The following is a 22,192-nucleotide window of genomic DNA, read 5'->3' as shown; positions in this document are numbered from 1 at the left end:
ACCCCGCTGGCCCGGCCGCTGATCGGGGAGCCGCAGAACGCCGCCCAGTACCTGGTGGAGTTCGCGCTCCAGCTCGTGCTGGGGTTCTGCTGGGTGGCGGGCGCCGTCGGCGGGTTCCCCGCGCTGGCCTGGCCGCCGCTGGCCGCGCTCGGCACCCTCTCCTACGGGATCTTCCTCTGGCACATGCCGGTGCTGGAGGGCTGGTACCGGCTCACGGGACGTCCGGTGTGGGCGCACGACTTCGGGACGGTCGCGCTGGTCGCGGCCGTCGCGGTGCTGCCGCTCACCGCGCTCACCCATCTGCTGCTGGAGGGCGGGCTCCGCCGAGGTGGGGTGACCCGCCGGTAGCTGGTACGAATGGGTGTGTGAGAGTTCGCCCGTTGACGCTGATCGACGACACCGACCGTCTGATCGAGTACTCCGTCGCCATGGAGCGGATGCAGGAGCTGTGGCAGGAGCGGCTCGACGGCGCCAGGCCCGACACGCTGTGGCTGCTGAGCCATGAGCAGATCTTCACGGCGGGCGTCCGGACCGACGAGGGCGATTTCCCCGCGCCGGAGGCCGGGATTCCGGTGCTGATGACGCGCCGCGGCGGCCAGTTGACCTACCACGGGCCGGGGCAGCTCGTCGGCTACCTGATCGTCAAGCTGCAGCCGGGCGAGGGGGTCGTCGACTACATCCGCGAGGTCGAGAACCGTCTCGTCGAGGCGATCGGCAAGCTCGGCGTGCCCGCGGAGCGCCGCGACACCCCTCCCGGTTCGGAACTCCTCACGGGGGTCTGGACCGCCGACACCCGGCGGAAGATCACCTCAATCGGGATGCGGGTCGGCCGGAACATCACCACCCACGGCTTCGCGCTGAACGTCGACGGCGATCTGACCCCCTGGTCCCTGGCCGTCGCCTGCGGGATGCCCGACGTCGACATGACCTCGATCCACCGCGAACTCACCGAAGCCGGTTCCCCACCCCCCGACTTCCCCACGGCGGCCCGCACCATCGCCGAAGCCTTCGACGCGTCCTAAGCCGCGCTCTCCACCGCCTGCCGGGCCACAGGGGTGACGGCCGAAGGTTTCCGGACGCGCGGAACGCAGGCCAGGGCCACGGCGGCGACCGGTGGCCGAGGTCTTCGAGGCGTCCTAAGCCGCGCTTTCCACCGCTTGCCGGGTCACGGTGGTGACGGCCGGAGGTTTCTGTATGCGGGGAACGCAGGCGAGGGCTACGGCGGCGACGGTCAGAGCGCCCGCCACCGGACCGGTGAGCGTGGTGAACGGATCGGCGACGCCCTGGCTGGCCAGCCAGTAGGCGAGTGCCCCGGCGGAACCGGCCGCGGCCAGCAGGGCCGTCGCGGCCCAGGACGGTGCCCGTCGGGCCGCTCCGCAGGCGGCCAGGGCGGCGAGTGCGCCTGCGGGTCCGGCCGCCCAGAGCGCGACCAGGAGCACCGCCCAGGTCAGCGCGGAGCCGGAGCCGGAGGGACGGTTCCGCAGGTCAGGGGAGTGCCGGGACGGGCAGGCGGCCAGGGGCAGCAGTGTCAGCGCCAGCGCCAGGCCGATCAGGAGGACCAGCCGGTAGGGCCGGTCGGGTGTGTAGACGAGGTGGACGGTTCCCCGGGATCCGGCGGGCAGCAGCCACGCCTGCTTCCAGCCGTCGACGGTCAGCGGGTGCAAGGCGACGCCGTCGAGGGTGGCCTTCCAGCCACTGTTCTGGTTCTCGTTGACCACCAGATACGACGCGGCGGCGGCGGAGACCGTCACGGTCCGGTCGGTGGCCGTCCAGCGGGGGACCGGGGCGGGGAACGGCACCGGCGCGGGCGCGGGCGGAGCGCCCAGGGCTACCAGGGGGATCAGGAAGGAGCCGGGCTTCAGGGTGAGGCGGTGGCCCGCGCCCGTGAGGATCGCCGGGGCGCAGGCGCGGAACGGGAGCGGGCGGCCCGCCAGGACGTCCGCGACGTTCCCGCCGGTCAGCCTGGTCGGGACGGAACGCCCGTCGACCGTGAACTCCGGCCCCGAACCGCACGCCGTCGGCAGTGCCCCGCCGTCCTGCTCGGCCGCGATTCCCGGGATCTCCACCTCGGTGACGGTCGTGCCGCGCGGGAACGTGATCGTGAGCCGGTCGGTGGTGAGCGGGGCGAACACGGCGGGCCGCCGGTCGTCGAGGATCGCGTCACGGGAACCGGCGGGCGAGGAGATCCGGATCGAGATCGGGTCGTGGGCGGTGCGGCCGAGCCGGATCCGGAGAGAGGAGATCGTCCGGGGCCGGTCGAGGGTGCGGGTGAGGGCGGGGCGGCGGTCGGACGGCGCGGGCTGCCAGGTCGTCGCCGGATCGCCGTCGAACGCGGCCCGGGCGGAGGCCGCCGGGTGGGGGACGGCCGTCGATGAGGCGGACAGCCCGGTGGCGTCCGTGAGCCGCGCGATCAGCGCCGGATCGGTGAGGATCGCGCTGCCGGAGAGCGCGACCGAGCCGGCGGGCGCGGTGAACGACCGGTCGAAGGTGTTGCCTTCCTCCGATCCGGTGGCGAGGGACGGGGCGCAGACCCAGGTCTGCGGCCCGCGCACACAGGCCGGGGCATACCCCGACAGACCGGTGAACACCTGGCGGGCGGCGGTGGCGGGCAGCGTGATCGTCCGCGCCGGATCGACCCCCGGGACGGTCAGCGTGGCGACGGCGACCCGGTTGCCCGGCACGGTGGGCCGCACCGTCCCGGTGATCTCCACCCGCAGTCGTGACGTGGCCCCCGGCGGCACCGCCAACGTCTGCAACCGCGAATTCGGCTGGATCTTCTGCGGCGCCCGCCCGGTGTCGGTGACGACCGTGACCTCGTCGACGGCCGGTCCGAGCAGGTCGCTCACCTCGAACGCGATCTTCGCGCCGCTCGGGGTGATCGGGGTGGGGAACCGCAGCTCCAGCCACTGCCCGTCCGCCCCCTTCCAGCCCGACGACGTCCACGAGGTCGCCGGATCACCGTCGAGCGCCGCGAACGGGTGGTGGGCCCGCGCCCCGGGCGACGGCACCGCGTCCAGCTCGGACGCGCTCGACGAAGCCGTCACGGCGGAGATCCCGGACAGTTCGGCCACCGAAGGCCGCCACCCCGGTTCGAGCAGGTCCTTCACCCGCGCGTCGCCCGAGTACGGCTGATCGGCGGTCAGGGTGGGGGAGCCGCCGCCCCGCAGATCGGAGAAGGCGACCTCCCGGCGGCGGAAGGTGTCCGTCGCGATGTCGGGCTCCCCGGAGTTGAAGATCACCGGTCCGGTGAGCATCCCGGCGTCGGCGAGGGCCAGCAGCGCCTCGGGCCCGCCGTCCACCCGGACCGGCCGCGCCGGAGCGACCGTGACGGCCGGAGCCGCGTCCAGTTCGAAGATCTCGACGGGGTCGTAGGGCTGGTCGACCGAGCCGGCCGGATCGGTGGCGGGGAACCCCGCGCGGCTGCCGAACGCGGCGGTGCGGCGCAGCCCCATCCCGTCGAGCGCCGCGTGCACCCGGACGGGCCACGCGCCGTTCAGCGCCGCCCGGTCGACGTCATTGCGGACCATCAGATACCGGACGCCCATCCGCTCCAGCACCGTCTTCAACCCGGCGGTGCCCTGCCCGGTCGCGAACCGCTGGTCGATCGCCTCCATCAGCCGCGCCGCCCCCACCGAACCGCCCGGGGTGATCATCCGGCTGGCCCAGCGGCCGTCGAGCAGCGGCTGGAGCGGGTCGTCCATCATCTTGCCGTAGAGGTACTGCCCGAACTGCTGCCCAGGGACGGCCAGGACGGTCCCGTCCGGCCGCCCGTCCAGCCATGCGGTGACGGACCGGACGTACTGCGGGATCTCCCGGGGCGCGTCGGGGATGCCGAGCCCCGGCGTGAGCACCGGGACGGTCGTCGCCGCGACGGCCCCGATCACCAGCAGCCGCCCGTCGAACCGTCGGCCCCGCACCGTGATCAGCCGGGGGGACAGGTGCGCGAGACCGAGGACGAGCGGCAGCCGCAGCAGCGCGTCGAACTTGTGCAGGTTCCGGAACGGCGAGAGCGGCCCGTCGAGCAGCGACCGGACCGTCCCGGCGAACAGCGAGCCGTCATGCCCGGCGACGATCACCGCGAGCCCGGCCAGCACGGTCCCGAGCAGCCAGGCCCGGTGCGGCGACCGGCGCAGCCCGGCCAGCCCGAGCCCGGCGAGCAGCGTCGTCGCGAAGATCAGCCACGGGGTGGTCGACAGGGTGAATCCGGCGGGCCACCAGGGGCTGAACCCGCCGGGCAGGAACCCGTTCCACTGGGACGTGCCGCGCAGCACGTTCAGCGGCGACGTCACCGACGTGGTGGTGGTCGCGGTCTCGGTGTAGGCGATGAACGGGAAGATCGTCCGGCCCATCAGCCAGGTCGGCGCCAGCCACCAGAACGAGGCGGCGGCCGTCAGCGGCAGCCACCACGCCAGCAGCCGCCGCCGGTGGAACAGCAGGTAGAGCAGCGGCACCGTCAGCACGGCCAGTTCGGCGGTCGCGTTGATCCCGCCGCAGCACACGACGGCGAGCGCCGACAGCGCGGCGGCCCGCTCCCGCGACCGCACCGTCACCAGCGGCAGGAGGATCCACGGCAGGACGGCCGTCGGCCAGAACTCCGAGGAGTTGACGCCCAGGAGTTCCTGGGCGCGCGGCGCGAGCGCGTAGGCGAACCCGGCGGCCAGCCGCGCCCACGGCGCACCGATCCTCAGCGCCTCCGCCAGCCTGACCACGCCGAGGAACGCCGTGCAGAGCACGAGCGCCAGCCAGAGCCGCTGGGTGATCCACGGGGTGACGCGCAGGGTGTCGAACAGCCAGTAGAACGGCCCCATCGGGAAGAAGTAGCCGTACGCCTGGTTCTGGACCTGCCCGAACGACGCGGACGGGTCCCACATGTGCAGCGCGCGGACCAGGAACCGGCCCGGGGCGAGCGCCATGTCGAGTTTGGTGTCGGGCAGGATCCGTCCGGGCGCGGTGCAGAAGGCGATCGTGGTCAGCACCAGCAGCGAGACGGCCTTGCGCGGATCAGCCTTCATCCAGGTCACCTGGAACTGCCCTGCCACCTCGGATGACCTGCGTGAGCAGTTCGCCGCTGGCCTGCCAGGTGAACCGGGCCGCCCACGACCGGCAGGCCGCGGCCAGCTCGGGCCGTCGCGCCTGGAGATCCTTCAGGGCCCGTGCGACGGTGTCGGCGAGATCCTCGCCGGGGACGGCCAGCCAGCCGGTCTCGCCGTCGCGGATCGCGTCGCGCAGCCCGTTGACGTCGTAGGAGACGGTCGGCACGCCGAGCGCCGCCGCCTCGATCACCGAGAGCCCCCAGCCCTCGTACCGCGACGCCGACACGTGCAGGTCGGCCCCGCCGAGCACCCGCCGCTTGTCGGCTTCGCTGAGATAGCCGTGCAGGGTGACGTTCCCGTCGAGCCCGAGCCGGGTGATCTGCTCGCGCAGCGCCTGCTCCTGCTCGCCCCTGCCAACGATGTGCAGCCGCACCCCCGGCCACCGTTCCCGCAGCCGCGCGACGATCAGCACCAGTTCGTCGACCCGTTTGTGCGCGACCAGCCGCCCGACCCAGACCAGGGACGGCTCCCCGCCCCTGACGACGTCGGCGGGTGGTTCGCCCGGTTCCGGCGCCCCGTTCGGCACGATGTGCACCGGTCCGCTCCAGCGCAGTTCGCGCCGCAGGCTGACGACCGTCGAACGGGACACCGCGACGGCCGGACGCCCCCGGTACACGCGCCGGGCGACGGGCCCTTCGAGGAACCGGCCGAACGTCGCGAGCAGCGGCCCGAAGTAGACGCCGAACTGGGCGGAGTGCACATGGTGGACCAGCAGCAGGATCTTGGTCCGGGGGGAGAGGGCCAGCGGGCTGAAGAAGGGGATGCCGTTCATGCAGTCGATCGCGACGTCGAAGGAGTCGCGGTGCCGGGCCAGCCAGCCGAACAGCAGCGGATACCGCGAGTAGATCCCGCCGTAGCGGACGATCCGGATGCCGTCGCGCCGTTCCTCGCGGGCCTGCCCGGCTTCGCGGCTGGTCAGCAGGGTGACCTCCGCGCCGCGCCGGCACAGCTCCCGGCACATCTGCCAGGCGTAGAGTTCGGCGCCGCCCGCGGCCTTCTGCCAGGGGTCGCGCCAGTTGACGAAGACCACGCGGGAGCCCGCGGGGTGCCCGTCGAGCATCCCCCGCGCCGCCGTCTCCGCCCCGAGCGTCACACGGGCCGCGTTACTGGCGATCACCGTAGTTGTAGATCTGCTGTCCCGGCTTGGGGTCGGGGCTGGAGGTCGCGGCGTTCACGATCGCCACGGACGACCCCGTCGCGAGCAGGACCCCGGCAATGATCGCCACCATGATGCGCATGGTTTGCCTCCTTCGTCACGGCCGGTCAAGATTAGTGGCCTTTATACCAATGTGAAAAGACTGCTCGATCCCTAGAAAAGGCGGACGACCGTGATCGTGGGGCCCTGGAGGACGACCGTCCCCGCGGTGAAGCGGTTCGGCGTGAACCCATCGGAGATCACCACATAGCGGTATCCGGCCGAACGGAACACCGCGGTCGGATCGCCGGGGGTCCGGAGCAGCCGGTCGGCCTCGATCGCCAGGGGGTCCTCCCTGGCGAGTTCGGTGGGGCCGACGCGCAGCCCGTCGTTCCAGACGACCCGCCGGTCCAGCATCCGGGGCAGCGGATCGAGGATCGCCCGGTCGTGGTTCCAGGCCGGACGTCGGTAGGCGCCCCACGGCAGCGACAGGGCCTTGCCGGGGACGGGATCGGCGTTGATCAGCCGCTGGGCGTCACGCCAGTCGGCGGGGTAGTCGACCGAGCGGAGCGTTCCCATGACCCCGAACGCCAGCATCGGCAGCAGCGCCACCGGCGCGACGATCGCGTACCAGGCGCGCCGCGGCGAGCTCGCGAAATGGCCGAGCCCCAGCGCGACGGCCAGGGCGAGCGCGCCGATGTAGAGCTGGCCGTCGCGGAGCACCCCGAACGCCGCGCAGTGCTCGATCGCGAACCGGAGGGCGGCCCGGCCGGGCGGGGTGATCCCCAGACAGGCGATCAGCAGCCCGCCGCCGCCCGCGTACAGGGCGGCGCGGGCGAGCGGAGCCCGGTTGACGATCAGTGCGGCGAGCGCCGTCAGGCAGAGGGCCAGCCGGAGCAGAGCGGGCAGGAACGCCGAGTAGCCGGGCGGCGTGGTCTCGGCGTTCCAGAGCCCGCCGAGCGACAGGACGCTGCCGAGCGTCGCGAACGGGGTGTCGGCGCGGGCCGCGAACAGGGCGACCCCGGCCGGGTCGGTGGCCGTCCCGGCGGAGCCGAGCGCGGGAAGCAGCCAGGGCAGCGCGCACACCAGATAGACGGCCAGGGTGCGGGCCCAGCCCGCGCCGCGCACCGCGACCAGCGAGCCGACGATCACCAGCAGGGTGAGGTTCATGGCGGCGAACCCGCCGATCGCGGCCGGCAGGAACGCCGCGACGAGCCGCGGCAGCGATCTCCGGTTGACGATCGCGTCGAGCACCCACGGCAGTCCGGCGTAGCCGAGCAGCAGGGCCCAGTGGCCCAGCAGCAGCCGTTCCCCGACGTAGGGGTTCCACAGGAACACCACGACGGCCGCGAGCCTGGCCAGGGTGCGCGCCGGATCGAACAGCCGGGCCATGCCGAGCGCGCCGATCACGAAGATCGACAGCAGCAGGAGCTGCTGTGACCAGGGGATCCAGGACAGGGCGGCGGCGAAGGCGTCGCTGGGGACCTGGCGGGGGAAGCCGCCCGTCCGGCCGAACATGGCGTCGGTGCGGGCCGGGTCGGGGACGAAGACCATGTCGTAGGTCAGCACGAACCCCGGCCGGAGCGCGGGGCCCAGCAGGAGGGCGCCCAGGCTCAGCCCGGTGAGCAGGGGAAGCGCCCGCCGCATGAGTCTTCTGGCCCTTCGTCGACACCTGAGTGACCTTGATGGTTTTCGCCAGAGACTACGGTCTTGTCGCAGTTGTCTGCGCCAAAGGTCCTAGATGTTCTGTTCCGGTATGGTTACGCGCTAGTAAGTCGGGGCTCACACCACATCACTCAGGACATCACTCAGGGGCGGCGAATGCGGCGCGGCGGCTTTCTGCTGGTCATGCTCGGGGCTTTCTTCGTCACGCTCGCCCCGCTCATGCGGTTCTACGTCGCCGACGGCGTCGTGCGTGCACCACTCGACTTCTACGAGCAGATCACGCTCAGGGACGAGCACGCCTCGTACCTGAACCGGATCAACGGCCGGATCGAGGACGACACCCCGCTCGACGCGTCGCTGACCATCCGCGGCGACGTCAAGTCCGGCGGCAAGGAGACGGCCGTCTGGCAGGCGTTCCTGCGGGTCTCGGCCGGCTCCGACGACCTGGCGTTCTACGACTACCAGATGGCCTTCGACCGCAAGAGCGCCCTGCTGATCAACGGCCACAAGAACACGTGGATCGAGGGCGACACCAAGGTGCCGCAGTCGGGCTACGGACTGATGTGGCCGGTCGGCAACGTCCAGAAGCGCTCGTACGAGCTGTACGACGTGTTCACGCGCCGCACCTGGCCCGCCCGGTACAACGGCACCGAGACAATCAACGGAGTGCAGACGTACCGGTTCGTCCAGATCGTCGAGGACACCAAGGTCGGCCGGGTCACCACGCCGCAGTGGCCTGCGGCCGTCGGGCTGCCCAAGACCCACCCGAACGTCAAGGTCGACCGCTGGCACCAGGCCACGAACACCTTCTGGGTCGACCCGCGCACCGGGATGCCGGTCAAGGAGCGGTTCTCGGTCAACGAGACCATGCAGACCCGCGACCGCAAGAACACGGGCACGTTCCTCACCACGGCCCTGGAGTTCTCCGAAGACGACGTCAAGACCCTCGCCGAGCGGTCCGACCACTACGCCCAGCGGATCGAGCTCGTCCGCACGGTGCTGCCCGGTGTGTTCCTCGTGGTCGGGCTGCTGATGCTGGCGGCGGGCGGCGTCATCTCGCTGTACGGGGGAGGGGCGGGGCCTGCCCGGGCGCGCCACGCGGGGCCTGTGAAGCCGCCGAACGGAGTAGAACAGGTTCCGCCTTCCGTCAATGATCTCCTGGCGGACGGCCGAAAGTAGAACTAGAACCCGTTGCAGTTCTACTTCGATCCCGTTTAGTCTCCGGGGTGTGCGGACACGTGTAACCGAGCTATTCGGTATCGAGTACCCGATCTTCGCGTTCAGTCACTGCCGCGACGTGGTCGTCGCAGTGAGCCGCGCCGGCGGCATGGGCGTCCTGGGTGCGCTGTACTTCACGCCGGAGGAGCTCGAACTCGAGCTCAAGTGGATCGACGAGCACATCGGCGGCAAGCCGTACGGTGTGGACGTCGTGATGCCGGCCAAGTACGAGGGCAGCGACCTGGGCGACGCCGAGGAACTCCTCGGAAAACTGCAGAGCATGATCCCGCAGCGGCACCGGGACTTCCTGGAGGAGCTGCTGACGGAGCACGGGGTCGAGCCGTCCACGGAGACCGCGGGCCGTGCCCTGCTCGGCTGGACCGACCAGACGGCCCGGCCGCAGGTCGAGGTGGCGTTGCGGCATCCGATCGCGCTGCTGGCCAACGCGCTCGGCCCGCCCCCGGCCGACGTCGTCGCGCTGGCCCACGAGCACGGCGTCAAGGTCGCGGGCCTGGCCTCCAGCGCGCGGCACGCCCGTAAGCAGGTCGAGGTGGGCGTCGACATCATCGTCGCGCAGGGCACCGAGGCGGGCGGCCACACGGGCGAGATCTCCACGATGGTCCTGATTCCGGACGTCGTGGACGAGGTCGGCGACGAGGCGATCGTCCTGGCGGCGGGCGGTATCGGCCGGGGCCGCCAGGTCGCCGCCGGGATGGCGCTGGGCGCGGACGGCGCGTGGACGGGCTCCATCTGGCTGACCGTCGAGGAGGCCGACACCCCGCAGCAGGCCCTGCCGAAGCTGCTGGCCGCCACCTCCCGTGACACGGTCCGCTCCCGCGCCTGGACGGGCAAGCCCGCCCGTTTCCTCAAAACCGCCTGGACGGACGCCTGGGAGTCCGACAAATCCCCCGGCTACCTCCCCATGCCCATGCAGTTCATGCTGATCTCCGACGCCCTCCGCCGGATCACCCGTTCCGGCGACGGCGAACTCGTCACCTTCCCCGTAGGCCAGATCGTCGGCTCCATGAACCAGATCAAACCCGCCGCCCAAGTCATCTACGACCTGATCGCCGAATACATAGAAGCCACCGACCGCCTCACCAAAATCACCACCCCCGACTAACCAACCCCCACCCACCCCGAGACGCCCCCTCGCCCCCCGGCCCGGGGGCGTCCCCATGATCGCCTCGACCTGCGGCGTGTCGCCCTTTCCCACACCCGCAACCCGTCCACTTGCCGCAGCTCGACACGATCTTGCCCAGCGTCAGCGGCGGCCCTGGGCGGCTTCTTGATCGCGTCGAGCTGCGGCGTGTCGCCTGTTTGGCGGGGCTCGAAGCGTCCACATGCCGCAGTTCGACGCGATCTTGGGTGGGGCTAGTGGCCTGTGAAGTGGGCGGGGCGTTTTTCGCGGAAGGCTCGGGAGCCTTCTTTGGCGTCTTCGGAGCCGATGACGGGCCAGCCGAGGGTGTCGGAGATTTCCAGGGCCTGGGGTTCGGGGAGGTGGGAGGTTTCGCGGTAGGTGCGGAGGATCGCCTGGACGGCGAGGGGGCCGCAGGCGGCTACCTGGTCGGCCAGTTCGCGGGCCGCTTTCAGGGCTTCGCCGTCGGGGACGACCTTGTTGATGAGCCCCATCGCGAGGGCCTCGGACGGGGTGACGGAGCGCGCCGTCAGCAGGAGGTCCATGGCGGCGGCGTAGCCGATCTGGCGGGGCAGCCGGATGGCGCTGCCGCCCATCGGGAACAGCCCGCGCTTCGCCTCGTACAGGCCGAGCGTCGCCGACTGGGCGACGACCCGCAGATCGGTGCCGATCAGTAGTTCGGTGCCGCCGGCCACGGCGTACCCCTCGATCGCGCAGACGATCGGCTTGGTGGGGACGTCCTCGCGGAGCAGCCCCTTCCAGTGGAAGTTCGCGATCTCGCCGGCCCGCTGCTGGACGCGCGGGTCACTGGACGGGGTACCCATCGCCTTCAGGTCGGCTCCGGCGCAGAAGTCCCCGCCCGCGCCCGTCAGGATCCCGACCCGCACTTCGGGGGTGGCCGAGATGTAGGCCCACGCGTCGGCCATTCCGACCAGCATGTCCGAAGAAAGTGCGTTCTTGGCTTCCGGCCGGTTCAGTGTGACGATGACCACATGGCCGTCCTGCTCGACGGTGCAGTGGGGGGTGCTGATCGGCAGCTTCTCGGGCACGCGAGCCTCCTGGCCTTGGACGAAACAAGAACGGATTCTACTTAGCTGATCTCCAGCGTAACAAGCGCCCAAGGCACCCTTGCCGACTGAAAGTGGAACGTGATCTACTGCGGTTCTGGACTTGAGTCTCACCAAGGGAGATCCGCATGGGGACGCTGGGCTTCTGGCGGCTCGCACAGAAAGATCCCGACTGGATCGCGGCCGTGGACCCGGACGGCACCGAGCACCGCGCCGGTGACCTCCTCGAACGTGCCAACCGGCTCGTCCACGCGCTCCGCGGCCTCGGCCTGGAGAAGGGCGACGGCGTCGCCTCGCTGGCCCCGAACGGTGTCGAGAGCCTGGTCGTCTATCTCGCGGCCCTGCAGGCGGGCTGGTACTTCACGCCGATCAACTGGCATCTGACCGGCCCGGAGATCGGCTACATCGTGGCCGACGCCGAGGCGAAGGCGTTCTTCGTGCACGAGCGGTTCGCCGACCTCGGCGTGGCAGGCGCGGACGAGGCAGGGCTGGAGCCGGGCCGCCGTTTCTCCTTCGGCCGGATCGACGGCTTCACTCCGGTCGAGGAGTTCATGGCGGGCAGCCCGTCCACCCTCCCGGACGACCGCAGCAACGGCGCCGCGATGCACTACACCTCGGGCACCACGGGACGGCCGAAGGGCGTGAAGCGCCGGCTCGCCGGTATCGACCCGGACGACAGCGCCGAACTGATGACCTTCCTGCTCAGCTTCTTCGCCTATGCGGCGGGCCGCCCGGTCACCGGTGTGGACGAGGCCCATCTGGTGACGTCCCCGAACTACCACACGGCCGTCACGCAGTTCGGCGGCTCCTCCCTGCACATGGGCCACACCCTCGTCTACATGGACAAGTGGGACGCCGAGGACACCCTCCGCCTCATCGAGAAATACAAGATCACCAACACGCACATGGTCCCGACGCACTTCAAGCGTCTGCTCACGCTCCCCGAGCAGACCAGGGCGAAGTACGACGTCTCCTCGATGAAGCAGGCGATCCACGCCGCCGCTCCGTGTCCCGTCCCGATCAAGCACCAGATGATCGACTGGTGGGGCGGGTGCATCTGGGAGTACTACGCGGCCACCGAGGGCGGCGGCACGGTCGCCTCGCCGGAGGACTGGCTGGCCCACCCCGGCACCGTCGGCAGCAGGTGGCCGATCTCCGAGCTGCTGATCGTCGACGACGATTTCGCCGAGGTCCCCGCGGGCACGCCCGGCACCATCTACATGAAGATGATGGGCGTCGAGTTCGAGTACAAGGGCGATCTGGAGAAGACGAAGAAGGAGCGGTTGCGCGACTTCTTCACGGTCGGCGACATCGGCTACCTCACCGAGGACGGCTTCCTTTTCCTCTCGGACCGCAAGTCCGACATGATCATCTCGGGCGGTGCGAACATCTACCCCGCCGAGATCGAGAACGAGATCATCCTCCATCCCAAGGTCGCGGACGTCGCCGTGTTCGGCATCCCGAACGAGGAGTGGGGCGAGGAGATCAAGGCGGTCGTGGAGCCGGCCGCCGGCGTCGCGCCCGGCGAGGCCCTCACCGAGGAGATCTTCGCCTTCCTGGAGCCCCGCCTGGCCCGGATGAAGTGGCCGCGGACCATCGACTACACCGACGCCCTGCCCCGCGAACCCAACGGGAAGCTGCTGAAGCGCAAGCTCCGCGACCCGTACTGGGCCGGCCGTTCGACCGCGATCTGAGGGACCATGCCCAATCACGTTCTGGAGTTCCCCGGCGGGTACACGCGCAGTGTCGGCCCGGTCATCGGCCGGTTCCTGTCGGAGCTGCGCGACGGCAGGCTCGTCGGCGTCAGGACCGCGGACGGCCGGGTGCTGTTCCCGCCGACCGAGTACGACCCGGCCAACGGCCACACGGTGACGGACGAGTTCGTCGAGGTCGGCCCGGTCGCGACGGTCGTGTCGTTCGCGTGGGTGGCCGAGCCGCTGCCGGGCCATCCGTTCGACCGGCCGTTCGCGTGGGCGCTGGTCAGGCCGGACGGCGCGGACACCGCGATGGTCCACGCCCTGGACGTCGGCGTGTACGACCGCGGCGCGAAGCCCCCGAAGCGTCTGAGGGTCGGGCTGCGGGTCCGCCCGCAGTTCAGGCCGGAGCGGACCGGCGACATCACCGACATTCTGGCGTTCCGTCCCGAGGTCACCATGACCACGGCCCCGTCCCGGCTGGAGTTCGATCTCCGACCGGGCAAGGCCCTGGAGCGTTTCCTCGAAGGGGTCGCCGAGGGCAGGCTGCTGGGCCACCGCTGCCCGGTCTGCGCGAAGGTGATCGTCCCGATGAAGGGGCTCTGCCCGAAGGACGGCGTGCCGACCACGGAGGAGGTCGAGGTCGCCGACTCCGGCACCGTCACGACGTTCGCGGTCAACAACCTGCCCGATCCGCGCGCCCCCGAGGTGCCGTTCGTCAGCGCCTACATCCTGCTGGACGGCTCCGATCTGGCGATGCTCGCGCTGGTCGCGGGGATCCCGGCCGATCAGGTCCGGATGGGGATGCGGGTCAAGGCCCTGTGGAAGCCCCGCGAGGAGTGGGGTCCCACCATCACCAACATCCGCTGGTTCGAGCCGTCCGGCGAGCCCGACGTCCCGTTCGAGCAGATCGAGAGGTTCCTGTGAAAGACGTGGCGATCGTCGCGTTCGCCCAGACGAAGCACGCGGCGGACGATCAGGGGTTCTCCGAGACCGAGCTGCTGCTGCCGCTGTTCCAGCAGGTCAAGGAGCAGGTCGGGATCTCGCGGTTCGACTTCACCTGCTCGGGGTCGTGCGACTACCTGATCGGGGCGCCGTTCTCGTTCGTGTCCGCGCTGGACGCGGTGGGGGCGTGGCCGCCGATCTCGGAGTCGCATGTCGAGATGGACGCGGCGTGGGCGCTCTACGAGGCCTGGGTGAAGATCCAGTACTCCGAGATCGAGACGGCGCTGGTGTACGGGTTCGGCAAGCCGTCGCAGGGCAGCCTGCGCGAGATCATGACCCGTCAGCTCGACCCCTACTATCTGGCCCCGCTCAACGTCGACCAGGTGAGCCTGGCCGCGCTCCAGGCGCAGGCGTATCTGACCAGGTCGGGCGCGAAGGAGGGTGATCTGACCGCGGTCGCCGCCCGCTCGCGCGCCGCGGGCCGCGACAACCCGTTCGCCCTGCACCTGCCCGACCCCGCCCCCGACGCCGCCTACGACGTGGCCCCGCTCAAGGTCCACGATGTGGCGGCCGAGGCCGACGGCGCGGCCGTCATCGTGCTGGCGACGGGCGCCAAGGTCCGTGAGATCTCCGAGCGGACGGGCCTGCGGCCCGCCTGGATCCGCGGCATCGCCCATATCTCCGACGCGCATTCGCCGGGCGTCCGCGACCTTTCGGTCAGCGCGTCGGCGCGCAAGGCGGGGGAGAAGGCCGGCGCGTCGGGGATCGAGGTCGCCGAACTGCACGCCCAGTTCTCGCATGAGGAGCTGATCCTGCGCGAGGCGCTCGACCTGGGCGACGACGTGATCGTCAACCCGTCCGGCGGGCCGCTGTCCGCCAACCCGGTGATGGCCGCCGGCCTGATCCGGATCGGCGAGGCCGCCGCCCGCATCCACCGCGGCGAGGCCCGCAAGACCCTCGGCCACGCGACGTCCGGTCCCTGCCTGCAGCAGAACCTCGTCGCCGTCCTGGAGGCCTGACATGGGCAACCCCTGCGCGATCATCGGGGTCGGACAGACCCACTACACCACCAAGCGGCTGGACGTCTCGGTCGCGGGACTGCTCCGCGAGGCCGCCCAGCGGGCGCTCGACGACGCTGCCCTGACCTGGGACGACATCGATGCCGTCGTCATCGGCAAGGCCCCCGACATGTTCGAGGGGATCATGATGCCGGAGGCGTATCTGGCGGACGCGCTGGGCGCGACCGGCAAGCCCATGATGCGCGTCCACACGGCGGGTTCGGTCGGCGGCTCGACCGCGATCGTCGCGGCCAGCATGATCCAGTCGGGGGTCCACCAGCGGGTTCTGACGGTGGCGTGGGAGAAGCAGTCGGAGTCGAACGCCACCTGGGCGCTGACGGTCGGCGGCCCGCACTCCACGTCGCTGGTGGTGGGCGCGGGCGGCTACTTCGCGCCGCACATCCGCGCTTACATGCGCAGGTCGGGCGCGCCCGACCACATCGGGCAGCTCGTCGCCGTCAAGGACCGGCTGAACGCCCTGAAGAACCCCTACGCCCATCTCAAGATCCCGAACATCTCGCGGGAGATCGTCGAGATGACGCCGATGCTGTGGGAGCCGATCCGCTACCTGGAGACCTGTCCGTCGTCCGACGGCGCTTGCGCGATGATCCTCGCCTCTGAGGACGCCGCGAAGCGGTCGCCGCACCGGCCGGCCTGGGTGCACGGCACCGCGATGCGCTCGGAACCGATCTTCTTCGCGGGCCGTGACACGGTGAACCCGCAGGGCGGCAAGGACTGCGCGGCCGACGTCTACCGGCAGGCCGGGATCGCCGATCCGCGCCGTGAGATCGACGTCGCCGAGGTTTATGTCCCGTTCTCCTGGTACGAGCCGATGTGGCTGGAGAACCTGGGTTTCTGCGGTGAGGGCGAGGGCTGGAAGCTCACCGAGTCCGGTGCGACGGCCCTCGACGGCGACATCCCGTGGAACGCCTCGGGCGGCGTGCTGTCGTCCAATCCGATCGGCGCCTCCGGCATGATCCGCTTCGCCGAGGCGGCGCTCCAGGTCCGCGGCATGGCCGGGGACCACCAGGTCGACGGCGCCCGCCGCGCGCTCGGCCACGCCTACGGGGGAGGCGCTCAGTTCTTCGCGATGTGGATCGTCGGAAGCGAGAAGCCATGACCCAGTCCGAGCACGCCCTGCCCGTGTTCCACCACGCCGACCTGTTCGAGGGGATCGCCGACCGGATTCCCGACCGGCTCGCGCTCGCCTGCGACGGTGAGCACCTGACCTTCCGCGAGCTCGATGAGCGCGCCAATCGGCTGGCGCACGCCCTGCTCGCGGCGGGCGTCGAGCCGGGGCGGCACGTGGGAATGCAGCTCTACAACGGGGTGCCGTACGTGGTGGCGCTCGTCGCGACCATGAAGATCCGCGCGGTGCCGGTGAACGTGAACTACCGGTATGTCGAGGCCGAGCTGGAGTATCTGTACCGCGACTCCGACCTGGTCGCGCTCCTGTACGACGTGGAGTTCGACGAGCGCGTCGCGAACGTCGCGCCCGCGCAGCCGAAGCTGCGGACCCTCATCGGGGTCGGCGGCGCGACGTCCGTGCCGGGCGCCGTCCGCTACGACGAGCTGCTCGCGGCGCACCCGCCGGAGCGCGGGTTCGGGCCGCGCCGCGAGGACGACACCTACATCGTGTACACGGGCGGCACGACGGGCTGGCCGAAGGGCGTGATGTGGGACGTCAAGGACATCCTGTTCGCGTTCGCCAACCCCACCTATCCGGCGCCGGAGACCCCGCAGGGCTGGATCGACCACGCCGCCGGGTCCGGGCAGCTCACCATGATGCCGGTCGCGCCGCTGATGCACGGGGCGGCGCAGGTCGCGGTCTGGATCGCCTGGTGGATGGGCGCGACGGCCGTGTTCACCCGCCGGTTCGACGGCCACGGCGTCTGGGAGACCATCGCGCGCGAGAAGGTCAACTCGCTGACGATCACCGGGGACGCCATGGCGATCCCGATGGCCGACGCCCTGGAGCAGGCCGTCGCCGAGGGGCGTCCCTACGATCTGTCGTCGCTGTTCGCCTATGTCTCGACGGGCGCGATCTTCACGGGTTCGGTGCGGGAGCGGATCCAGCGGCTGCTGCCGAACGTCATGGTGCTGGACCGGTTCGGTTCGACCGAGTCGGGTTCAACGGCGCAGGCCACGGCCGGTTCGTCGCCGGAGAAGGGGTTGCGGTTCGCGCCCGACGTCCCGAACATCGTGGTCCTCGACGACGGTCTGGAGATCGTCCGGCCGGGTTCGGGGGTCATGGGCCAGGTCGCCCGCACCGGCTATATCGCGCGCGGCTACTACAACGATCCCGCCAAGACCGAGAGGACTTTTCCGACGACCGCCGACGGCCGCCGCTGGCTGCTCACCGGCGACATCGCGACGGTCGAGTCGGACGGCACGATCGCGGTGTTCGGCCGCGGCTCGCAGACCATCAACACCGGTGGCGAGAAGGTGTTCCCCGAGGAGGTCGAGGCGGTCCTGAAGGGCCATCCGTGTGTGTTCGACGCGGTGGTCACCGGCATTCCGGACGAGCGTTGGGGCAACCGGGTCGCCGCGGTCGTCCAGCTCCGTGACGGCGAGAAGACCTCCACGGACGAGCTCGACGCCCACTGCCGCCGCGCGCTGTCCGGCTACAAGGTGCCCCGCACGTACGCGTTCGTCCCGGAGATGCGCCGCAGCCCGGCGGGCAAGGCCGACTACCGCTGGGCCAAGGAGATCGCCGCCGAAGGCTGATGCCCGGGCCGTGCGGCGAGGCTATGGTTGAAGCGTGGACCAGTTGGAGATCGAGTTGCGGCAGAAGCTGCGGCGCAATGCCATGTGGTCGGTCCTGCTGCACAGCGCGACGGCCGCCAAGGTCGGGCTGAACGCCACCGACACCCAGTGCATCAACCTGCTCGGCGCGGCGGGCGCGATGACGCCGGGGCAGCTCGCCAAGGCGATGAGCCTGACCAGCGGCGGCGCGATCACCGCGTTGATCGACCGGCTGGAGCGGGCGGGTTTCGTCAAGCGGGTGCCCGATCCGGCCGACCGCAGACGGGTGCTGGTGGAGCCGGTGCCGGAGCAGGTCGAGCAGTTCCATGACTACTTCCGGCCGGTCACCGATCCGGTGTGGGCGAAGTTCGAGGACTACAGCGACGAGGAGCGGCGGCTGCTGATCCGCTTCCTCGACGACGTCCACCGGCTGATGCCGGACCTGCTGCGCGACGTCCGCTCGATGCCCTAGGTTCCCGGGCCCCCGTCCTGTCCTGCCAGAGCCCTGTCTTGTACATTTGAGCGGTCGCTTGGTTGGTTTCTAGGAGGTCGGGTGCTCAGAGAACGTAAGGCCGCCGTCGAGGGCTGGTTCACCACCGATCCACCGGCCCTGATCGGGACGCGCTGCGGCGTCTGCGGCACCCCCTACTTCCCGCGCAACGAGCTCGCCTGCCGCAACCCCGGCTGCACCGGGCCGAAGGACGGTTCTGAGCTCGCGGACTACGCGTTCTCCACCCGGGGCGTCCTCTGGTCGTACGCCGACGCCCGGTACAAGCCGCCCGCCCCCTATGTCGCGTCCGACCCGTTCCGCCCGTATCTGCTGGCGGCCGTCGAGCTGACGGCCGAGAAGCTGGTGATCCTCGGCCAGGTCGTGCCCGGCGTCGCGCTGGAAGATCTGGCCGTCGGGCAGGAGATGGAGCTGGCCGTCGGCACCCTGTACGGCGACGAGTCGACCGATTTCCTGGTCTGGATGTGGAAGCCGGTGGCCCCATGAGCAACGAGATCGCGATCCTCGGCGCGGGGATGCACCCATGGGGCAAATGGGGCAGGAACTTCGTCTCCTACGGGCTGGCGGCCGCCCGCGCGGCCCTGGCCGACTCCGGGCTGAGCTGGCGCGACGTCCAGTACGTCGCGGGCGCCGACACCATCCGCAACGGCTACCCGGGCTTCATCGCGGGCGCGACCTTCGCGCAGGCGCTCGGCTGGTCGGGCGCCCAGGTGTCCTCCTGCTACGCCGCCTGCGCGTCGGGGGCGCAGGCCATCGCGAACGCCCGCGCCCAGATCCTGGCGGGCCTGTGCGACGTCGCCCTGGTGGTCGGCGCGGACGCCGCCCCGAAGGGCTTCTTCGCGCCCGTCGGCGGCGACCGCCCTGACGATCCCGACTGGCTCCGTTTCCGCCTGCTCGGCGCGACCAACCCGATGTACTTCGCGCTCGCCGCCCGCCGCCGGATGGCCCTGCACGGTTCGACGCCCGAGGATTTCGCGCTGGTCAAGGTGAAGAACTCCCGGCACGGGGTCGCCAACCCCAACGCCCGCTACCGCAAGGAGGTCGCCGTCGAGGAGGTCCTGGAATCCCCGGTGGTGGCCTCCCCGCTGCGCCTGCTCGACATCTGCGCGACCAGCGACGGCGGCGCGGCCCTCGTCCTGACGTCCCTGGAGTTCGCCCGCAGCCGCGGCCTGGCCCCGGTCCGGATCAGCGGCCTGTCCACGATGACCCCGGTCTTCCCCAAGACGGTCCTCGACCTCCCGGATTTCGCGACCGACTCGGCGATGACCGTCGACCCCGCCGAGCGCACCTTCCGCGCGTCCCTCGCCCACGACGCCTACACCCAGGCGGGGGTCTCCCCTTCCGACATCGATCTGGCCGAGGTCTACGACCTGTCCACGGCCCTGGAACTCGACTGGATGGAGGACCTCTCCCTCTGCGCCCCCGGCGAAGCCGAATCCCTCCTGCGCGCGGGCGAGACCACCATCGGCGGCCGCATCCCGATCAACCCCTCCGGCGGCCTGGCCAGCTTCGGCGAGGCGATCCCCGCCCAGGCCATAGCCCAGATCTGCGAACTCACCTGGCAGCTCCGCGGCGCCGCAGGCCCCCGCCAGATCCCCGCCCCCACCACCGCCATAGCCGTCAACCAGGGACTCTTCGGCCACGGCTCCGCCACCGTCGTGACCCGTTAGTCCTCTTCTAGTCCTCTTCGTCTTCGACGCGGTGCCAGTGGAGGTCGTGGACGCCGGGTTCGAGGGAGAGGCGGGCGATGAGGGGGTCGAGGACGGCCGTGGGGGAGCCTTCGATGTCGAGGCGGGCCTCCAGGACGGTGGAGTCGTCGGACTGCTTCGTGCGCAGGCCCGCCAGGGTGACGGCCGAGATGTTCAGGGACGTCACCAGGAGGGCGCGGACGTTGCCGACGCGTTTGCGGTCGCATTCGACGTTGAAGACGACCGGGGTCTCCATGTCCTCCTCGGTGGAGGTGGGGGCCTGGTCGATGAGGCGTCCGGCGGGGCGCAGCAGCATGTGGACCAGCAGGACGGTGAGGGCGCCCGTCCACGCGAACAGCAGATGGCCCGAGGCGGCCAGGACGCCGACGGCGGCCGAGCACCAGAGGGTCGCGGCGGTGTTGAGGCCGCGGACCCCGCCGCCCTTGCGGAGGATCACCCCGCCGCCGAGGAAGCCGATGCCCGACACCACATAGGACGCGACACGCGTGGTGCTCGGGTCGCCGGCGACCACGCTGTACAGGACGAAAAGGGTCGCGCCGGTGGCGACGAGCGCGTTGGTGCGCAGGCCCGCCATCCGGGCCCGCCACTGCCGTTCGACGCCGATCAGCGCGCCGCAGCCGACCCCGGTGGCCAGCCGCGTCAGGAAGTCGACCGTACTCAGATCCGTCATCAAGATCAGACTAACCGGGGCCGTCCGACCGCGGAGCGTCACCCCTCGCGGAACGCCTCGACGGCGTAGCGGAGCCGTGCTCCGGCGATGAGCTGCTCGTCCTCGGGGAAGGCGAGCAGGGCCGTCGCGTACTCGATGAGCTGGTCGTCGGTGAGTTCGGGGTCTTCGGCGGCCAGCCGGGAGACCAGGTCGATCAGGTCCTCGCGCTGGTAGGTGACGATCGACCTGCCGCGTTCCACCTGGACGTGCGGAGGCCGGTCGGGGTCCGGCGGGGGAGCGGCGGCAGTCCGGGACGGCAGGGTCGGCTGCTGGGCGGGTACCCCCGACTCCAGGAGGGCGAACCGGGCGGCGAGCGCCCCGAACAGGGTCGATTCGGGCGTCACGGTGGCGTCCGGGGGGATCTCGCCGCCCTCCCCGATTACGATCACGCGGGGGGCGAGCCAGAGGACGTAGAGGGAGTCGGCGCCTTCGTCGTTGTGGTCGATCACGATGACGTCGAAGGAGTCGCGGGCGGCGGGCAGCGTGCCGGGCACCTGGCTCATCGGCATGATCCAGACGGGCAGATGCTCGGGCGCGGGCCGTCCGTGCACCCGGGAGAGGGTCCAGCCCCAGGCTTCGGCGGCGGCCAGCGACGCGGCGGCCTCCTCGGCGGCGGCCGACGCCAGGTCGAGCTGCTCCTCGACGGAGCGTTCGGCGGGGGTGCGCGGCCGGTCCTGGAGGAACGACGACACGTACGCCCACCGCCAGGCCGCCTCCCACTCATCGGGGACGAGCCGTGGTTCGGCGGCGAGCGCCGGGTGGGCTTCGGCGAGCCTGGCCAGGAGCTGGTCGCACCGGAGCTGGGCGTTCCGCTCGCCGTGCGCCTGCGCCAGCGCCGCCAGACAGCTCTCATATCCGGACAGGTCGCGTGCCGAGAGGGCGGCGGCCGCGGCCGTCAGCTCCGGCGGCGCCTGCCCCTTGGAGATCTCCAGTTCGATCGCCTGCCGCAGCGACGCCAGCGCCGCCCACGCCGTCGAGGCGCGCCGCCGGATCCGCACCATCTCCAGCGACGCCCGGTAGCCCTGCCATTCGGCGGGCGTGCGCAGCGGAACCTGCAGCCCGACCTGCCGGAGCAGCGTGACGGTCTCGGCGATCGCCAGCAGCGCGGTGCGGACCTGCCCGAGCCGCGTGTACAGGACGGCGAGCTGCGCGACCATCCCGTCCAGGGGGCGTCCTTCGACCAGTTCGACGCCGACCCGCGCCCACCCGTCGAGCAGTTCCTCGACGGCGAGCCGGCCCTCCAGGGCGGCGATCACGGCGTCGAGGAGCTCGGGGGTGGTGGGCGGGTCGCTGTCGACCCGCGCCTCCGTCAGCAGCGGTTCGGCGCGCTTCTGGGCGGCGGAGCGGAGCGGCCCGCGTTTGAGGGTGCCGCCACCGGACAGATGGGCGTGCAGTTCGTGGGCGGCGCCCAGCAGTTCGTTCTCCTCGCCGGGCGGCAGGGTGACGGTGCGGTTGCCGATGGTTCGCAGCGCCCGGTCGGCGGCGGCGGCCCGCGCCGCCAGCTCGGC

The 22,192-nt window shown here is 71.2% G+C and carries 17 protein-coding genes and 2 pseudogenes; 12 read left to right on the top strand and 7 right to left on the bottom strand.

Translation table 11 applies throughout. The annotated features are described in order from the left end of the window. A pseudogene (locus ACYVE7_RS09860) lies at nt 1-348 on the top strand (hypothetical protein); the annotation flags it as partial. A 32-nt stretch (nt 349-380) separates the two neighbouring features. Continuing rightward, a complete protein-coding gene (gene lipB / locus ACYVE7_RS09855) occupies nt 381-1,022 on the top strand; it encodes a lipoyl(octanoyl) transferase LipB (protein ID WP_460364289.1) in 642 nt (213 codons plus the stop codon). A 114-nt stretch (nt 1,023-1,136) separates the two neighbouring features. Here lipB and ACYVE7_RS09850 read toward each other — a convergent pair whose 3' ends face one another. From ACYVE7_RS09850 to ACYVE7_RS09835, 4 genes are all read right to left on the bottom strand, one after another. Continuing rightward, nucleotides 1,137-5,012, bottom strand: a complete 3,876-nt coding sequence (locus ACYVE7_RS09850) for an alpha-(1->3)-arabinofuranosyltransferase domain-containing protein (protein WP_460364288.1) — start codon at nt 5,010-5,012, stop codon at nt 1,137-1,139. Next, nucleotides 5,002-6,186 (bottom strand): glycosyltransferase family 4 protein, encoded by a 1,185-nt coding sequence (locus ACYVE7_RS09845; RefSeq protein ID WP_460364287.1) that lies wholly within the window; start codon nt 6,184-6,186, stop codon nt 5,002-5,004. Before ACYVE7_RS09845 ends, ACYVE7_RS09850 begins: the two co-directional genes overlap by 11 nt. A 10-nt stretch (nt 6,187-6,196) precedes the next feature. Next, a complete protein-coding gene (locus tag ACYVE7_RS09840) occupies nt 6,197-6,331 on the bottom strand; it encodes a hypothetical protein (protein WP_460364286.1) in 135 nt (44 codons plus the stop codon). Nucleotides 6,332-6,402: 71 nt separating this feature from the next. Beyond that, on the bottom strand, nt 6,403-7,875 hold the full coding sequence (locus tag ACYVE7_RS09835) for a hypothetical protein (protein ID WP_460364285.1): 1,473 nt from the start codon (nt 7,873-7,875) through the stop codon (nt 6,403-6,405). A 174-nt stretch (nt 7,876-8,049) separates the two neighbouring features. Between ACYVE7_RS09835 and ACYVE7_RS09830 the strand changes: the two genes are divergently transcribed. Together ACYVE7_RS09830 and ACYVE7_RS09825 are read left to right on the top strand one after the other, a co-directional pair. Further along, complete coding sequence (locus ACYVE7_RS09830; protein WP_460364284.1) at nt 8,050-9,072, top strand: PorA family protein; 1,023 nt, start codon at nt 8,050-8,052, stop codon at nt 9,070-9,072. Nucleotides 9,073-9,121: 49 nt separating this feature from the next. Then, nucleotides 9,122-10,234: an NAD(P)H-dependent flavin oxidoreductase gene (locus ACYVE7_RS09825; protein ID WP_460364283.1), complete on the top strand. Its 1,113-nt coding sequence runs from the start codon at nt 9,122-9,124 to the stop codon at nt 10,232-10,234. Nucleotides 10,235-10,485: 251 nt separating this feature from the next. Here the strand turns inward: ACYVE7_RS09825 and ACYVE7_RS09820 are convergent, their stop codons facing one another. Next, complete coding sequence (locus tag ACYVE7_RS09820) at nt 10,486-11,298, bottom strand: crotonase/enoyl-CoA hydratase family protein (protein ID WP_460364282.1); 813 nt, start codon at nt 11,296-11,298, stop codon at nt 10,486-10,488. Nucleotides 11,299-11,444: 146 nt separating this feature from the next. Here ACYVE7_RS09820 and ACYVE7_RS09815 point away from each other — a divergent pair, with 146 nt between their 5' ends. The 8 genes from ACYVE7_RS09815 (at nt 11,445) to ACYVE7_RS09780 (ending at nt 19,936) form a co-directional block, all read left to right on the top strand. Further along, nucleotides 11,445-13,010, top strand: a complete 1,566-nt coding sequence (locus ACYVE7_RS09815; RefSeq protein WP_460364281.1) for an acyl-CoA synthetase — start codon at nt 11,445-11,447, stop codon at nt 13,008-13,010. A 6-nt stretch (nt 13,011-13,016) separates the two neighbouring features. Further along, nucleotides 13,017-13,937: a Zn-ribbon domain-containing OB-fold protein gene (locus tag ACYVE7_RS09810; RefSeq protein WP_460364280.1), complete on the top strand. Its 921-nt coding sequence runs from the start codon at nt 13,017-13,019 to the stop codon at nt 13,935-13,937. Beyond that, complete coding sequence (locus tag ACYVE7_RS09805; RefSeq protein WP_460364279.1) at nt 13,934-14,974, top strand: thiolase domain-containing protein; 1,041 nt, start codon at nt 13,934-13,936, stop codon at nt 14,972-14,974. Before ACYVE7_RS09810 ends, ACYVE7_RS09805 begins: the two co-directional genes overlap by 4 nt. 1 nt (nt 14,975) lies before the next feature. Next, nucleotides 14,976-16,133 (top strand): thiolase domain-containing protein, encoded by a 1,158-nt coding sequence (locus ACYVE7_RS09800; protein WP_460364278.1) that lies wholly within the window; start codon nt 14,976-14,978, stop codon nt 16,131-16,133. Beyond that, entirely contained in the window at nt 16,130-17,740 is a 1,611-nt protein-coding gene (locus ACYVE7_RS09795; protein WP_460364277.1) for an acyl-CoA synthetase, read from the top strand. The genes ACYVE7_RS09800 and ACYVE7_RS09795 overlap by 4 nt, the downstream gene beginning before the upstream one ends. A gap of 34 nt (nt 17,741-17,774) precedes the next feature. Further along, a complete protein-coding gene (locus ACYVE7_RS09790) occupies nt 17,775-18,230 on the top strand; it encodes a MarR family winged helix-turn-helix transcriptional regulator (RefSeq protein ID WP_460364276.1) in 456 nt (151 codons plus the stop codon). An 81-nt stretch (nt 18,231-18,311) separates the two neighbouring features. After that, complete coding sequence (locus tag ACYVE7_RS09785) at nt 18,312-18,752, top strand: Zn-ribbon domain-containing OB-fold protein (RefSeq protein ID WP_460364275.1); 441 nt, start codon at nt 18,312-18,314, stop codon at nt 18,750-18,752. Then, complete coding sequence (locus ACYVE7_RS09780) at nt 18,749-19,936, top strand: lipid-transfer protein (RefSeq protein ID WP_460364274.1); 1,188 nt, start codon at nt 18,749-18,751, stop codon at nt 19,934-19,936. Before ACYVE7_RS09785 ends, ACYVE7_RS09780 begins: the two co-directional genes overlap by 4 nt. A 7-nt stretch (nt 19,937-19,943) precedes the next feature. Here ACYVE7_RS09780 and ACYVE7_RS09775 read toward each other — a convergent pair whose 3' ends face one another. Beyond that, nucleotides 19,944-20,645, bottom strand: a complete 702-nt coding sequence (locus ACYVE7_RS09775) for an MgtC/SapB family protein (RefSeq protein WP_460364273.1) — start codon at nt 20,643-20,645, stop codon at nt 19,944-19,946. Nucleotides 20,646-20,683: 38 nt separating this feature from the next. Next, a pseudogene (locus ACYVE7_RS09770) lies at nt 20,684-22,192 on the bottom strand (hypothetical protein); the annotation flags it as partial.

It is taken from the genome of Actinocorallia lasiicapitis, assembly GCF_054778695.1.
Note: the sequence above shows the minus strand (reverse complement) of the source record. Positions and strands in the feature narration are given on the sequence as shown.

Bases quoted from the DNA above. Each gene is read 5' to 3' on its own strand.
- ACYVE7_RS09835 (WP_460364285.1), bottom strand. From the start codon at position 7,875: ATGCGGCGGGCGCTTCCCCTGCTCACCGGGCTGAGCCTGGGCGCCCTC.
- ACYVE7_RS09795 (WP_460364277.1), top strand. From the start codon at position 16,130: ATGACCCAGTCCGAGCACGCCCTGCCCGTGTTCCACCACGCCGACCTG.
- ACYVE7_RS09850 (WP_460364288.1), bottom strand. From the start codon at position 5,012: ATGAAGGCTGATCCGCGCAAGGCCGTCTCGCTGCTGGTGCTGACCACG.
- ACYVE7_RS09810 (WP_460364280.1), top strand. From the start codon at position 13,017: ATGCCCAATCACGTTCTGGAGTTCCCCGGCGGGTACACGCGCAGTGTC.
- ACYVE7_RS09830 (WP_460364284.1), top strand. From the start codon at position 8,050: ATGCGGCGCGGCGGCTTTCTGCTGGTCATGCTCGGGGCTTTCTTCGTC.
- ACYVE7_RS09780 (WP_460364274.1), top strand. From the start codon at position 18,749: ATGAGCAACGAGATCGCGATCCTCGGCGCGGGGATGCACCCATGGGGC.
- ACYVE7_RS09775 (WP_460364273.1), bottom strand. From the start codon at position 20,645: ATGACGGATCTGAGTACGGTCGACTTCCTGACGCGGCTGGCCACCGGG.
- ACYVE7_RS09800 (WP_460364278.1), top strand. From the start codon at position 14,976: ATGGGCAACCCCTGCGCGATCATCGGGGTCGGACAGACCCACTACACC.
- ACYVE7_RS09815 (WP_460364281.1), top strand. From the start codon at position 11,445: ATGGGGACGCTGGGCTTCTGGCGGCTCGCACAGAAAGATCCCGACTGG.
- ACYVE7_RS09840 (WP_460364286.1), bottom strand. From the start codon at position 6,331: ATGCGCATCATGGTGGCGATCATTGCCGGGGTCCTGCTCGCGACGGGG.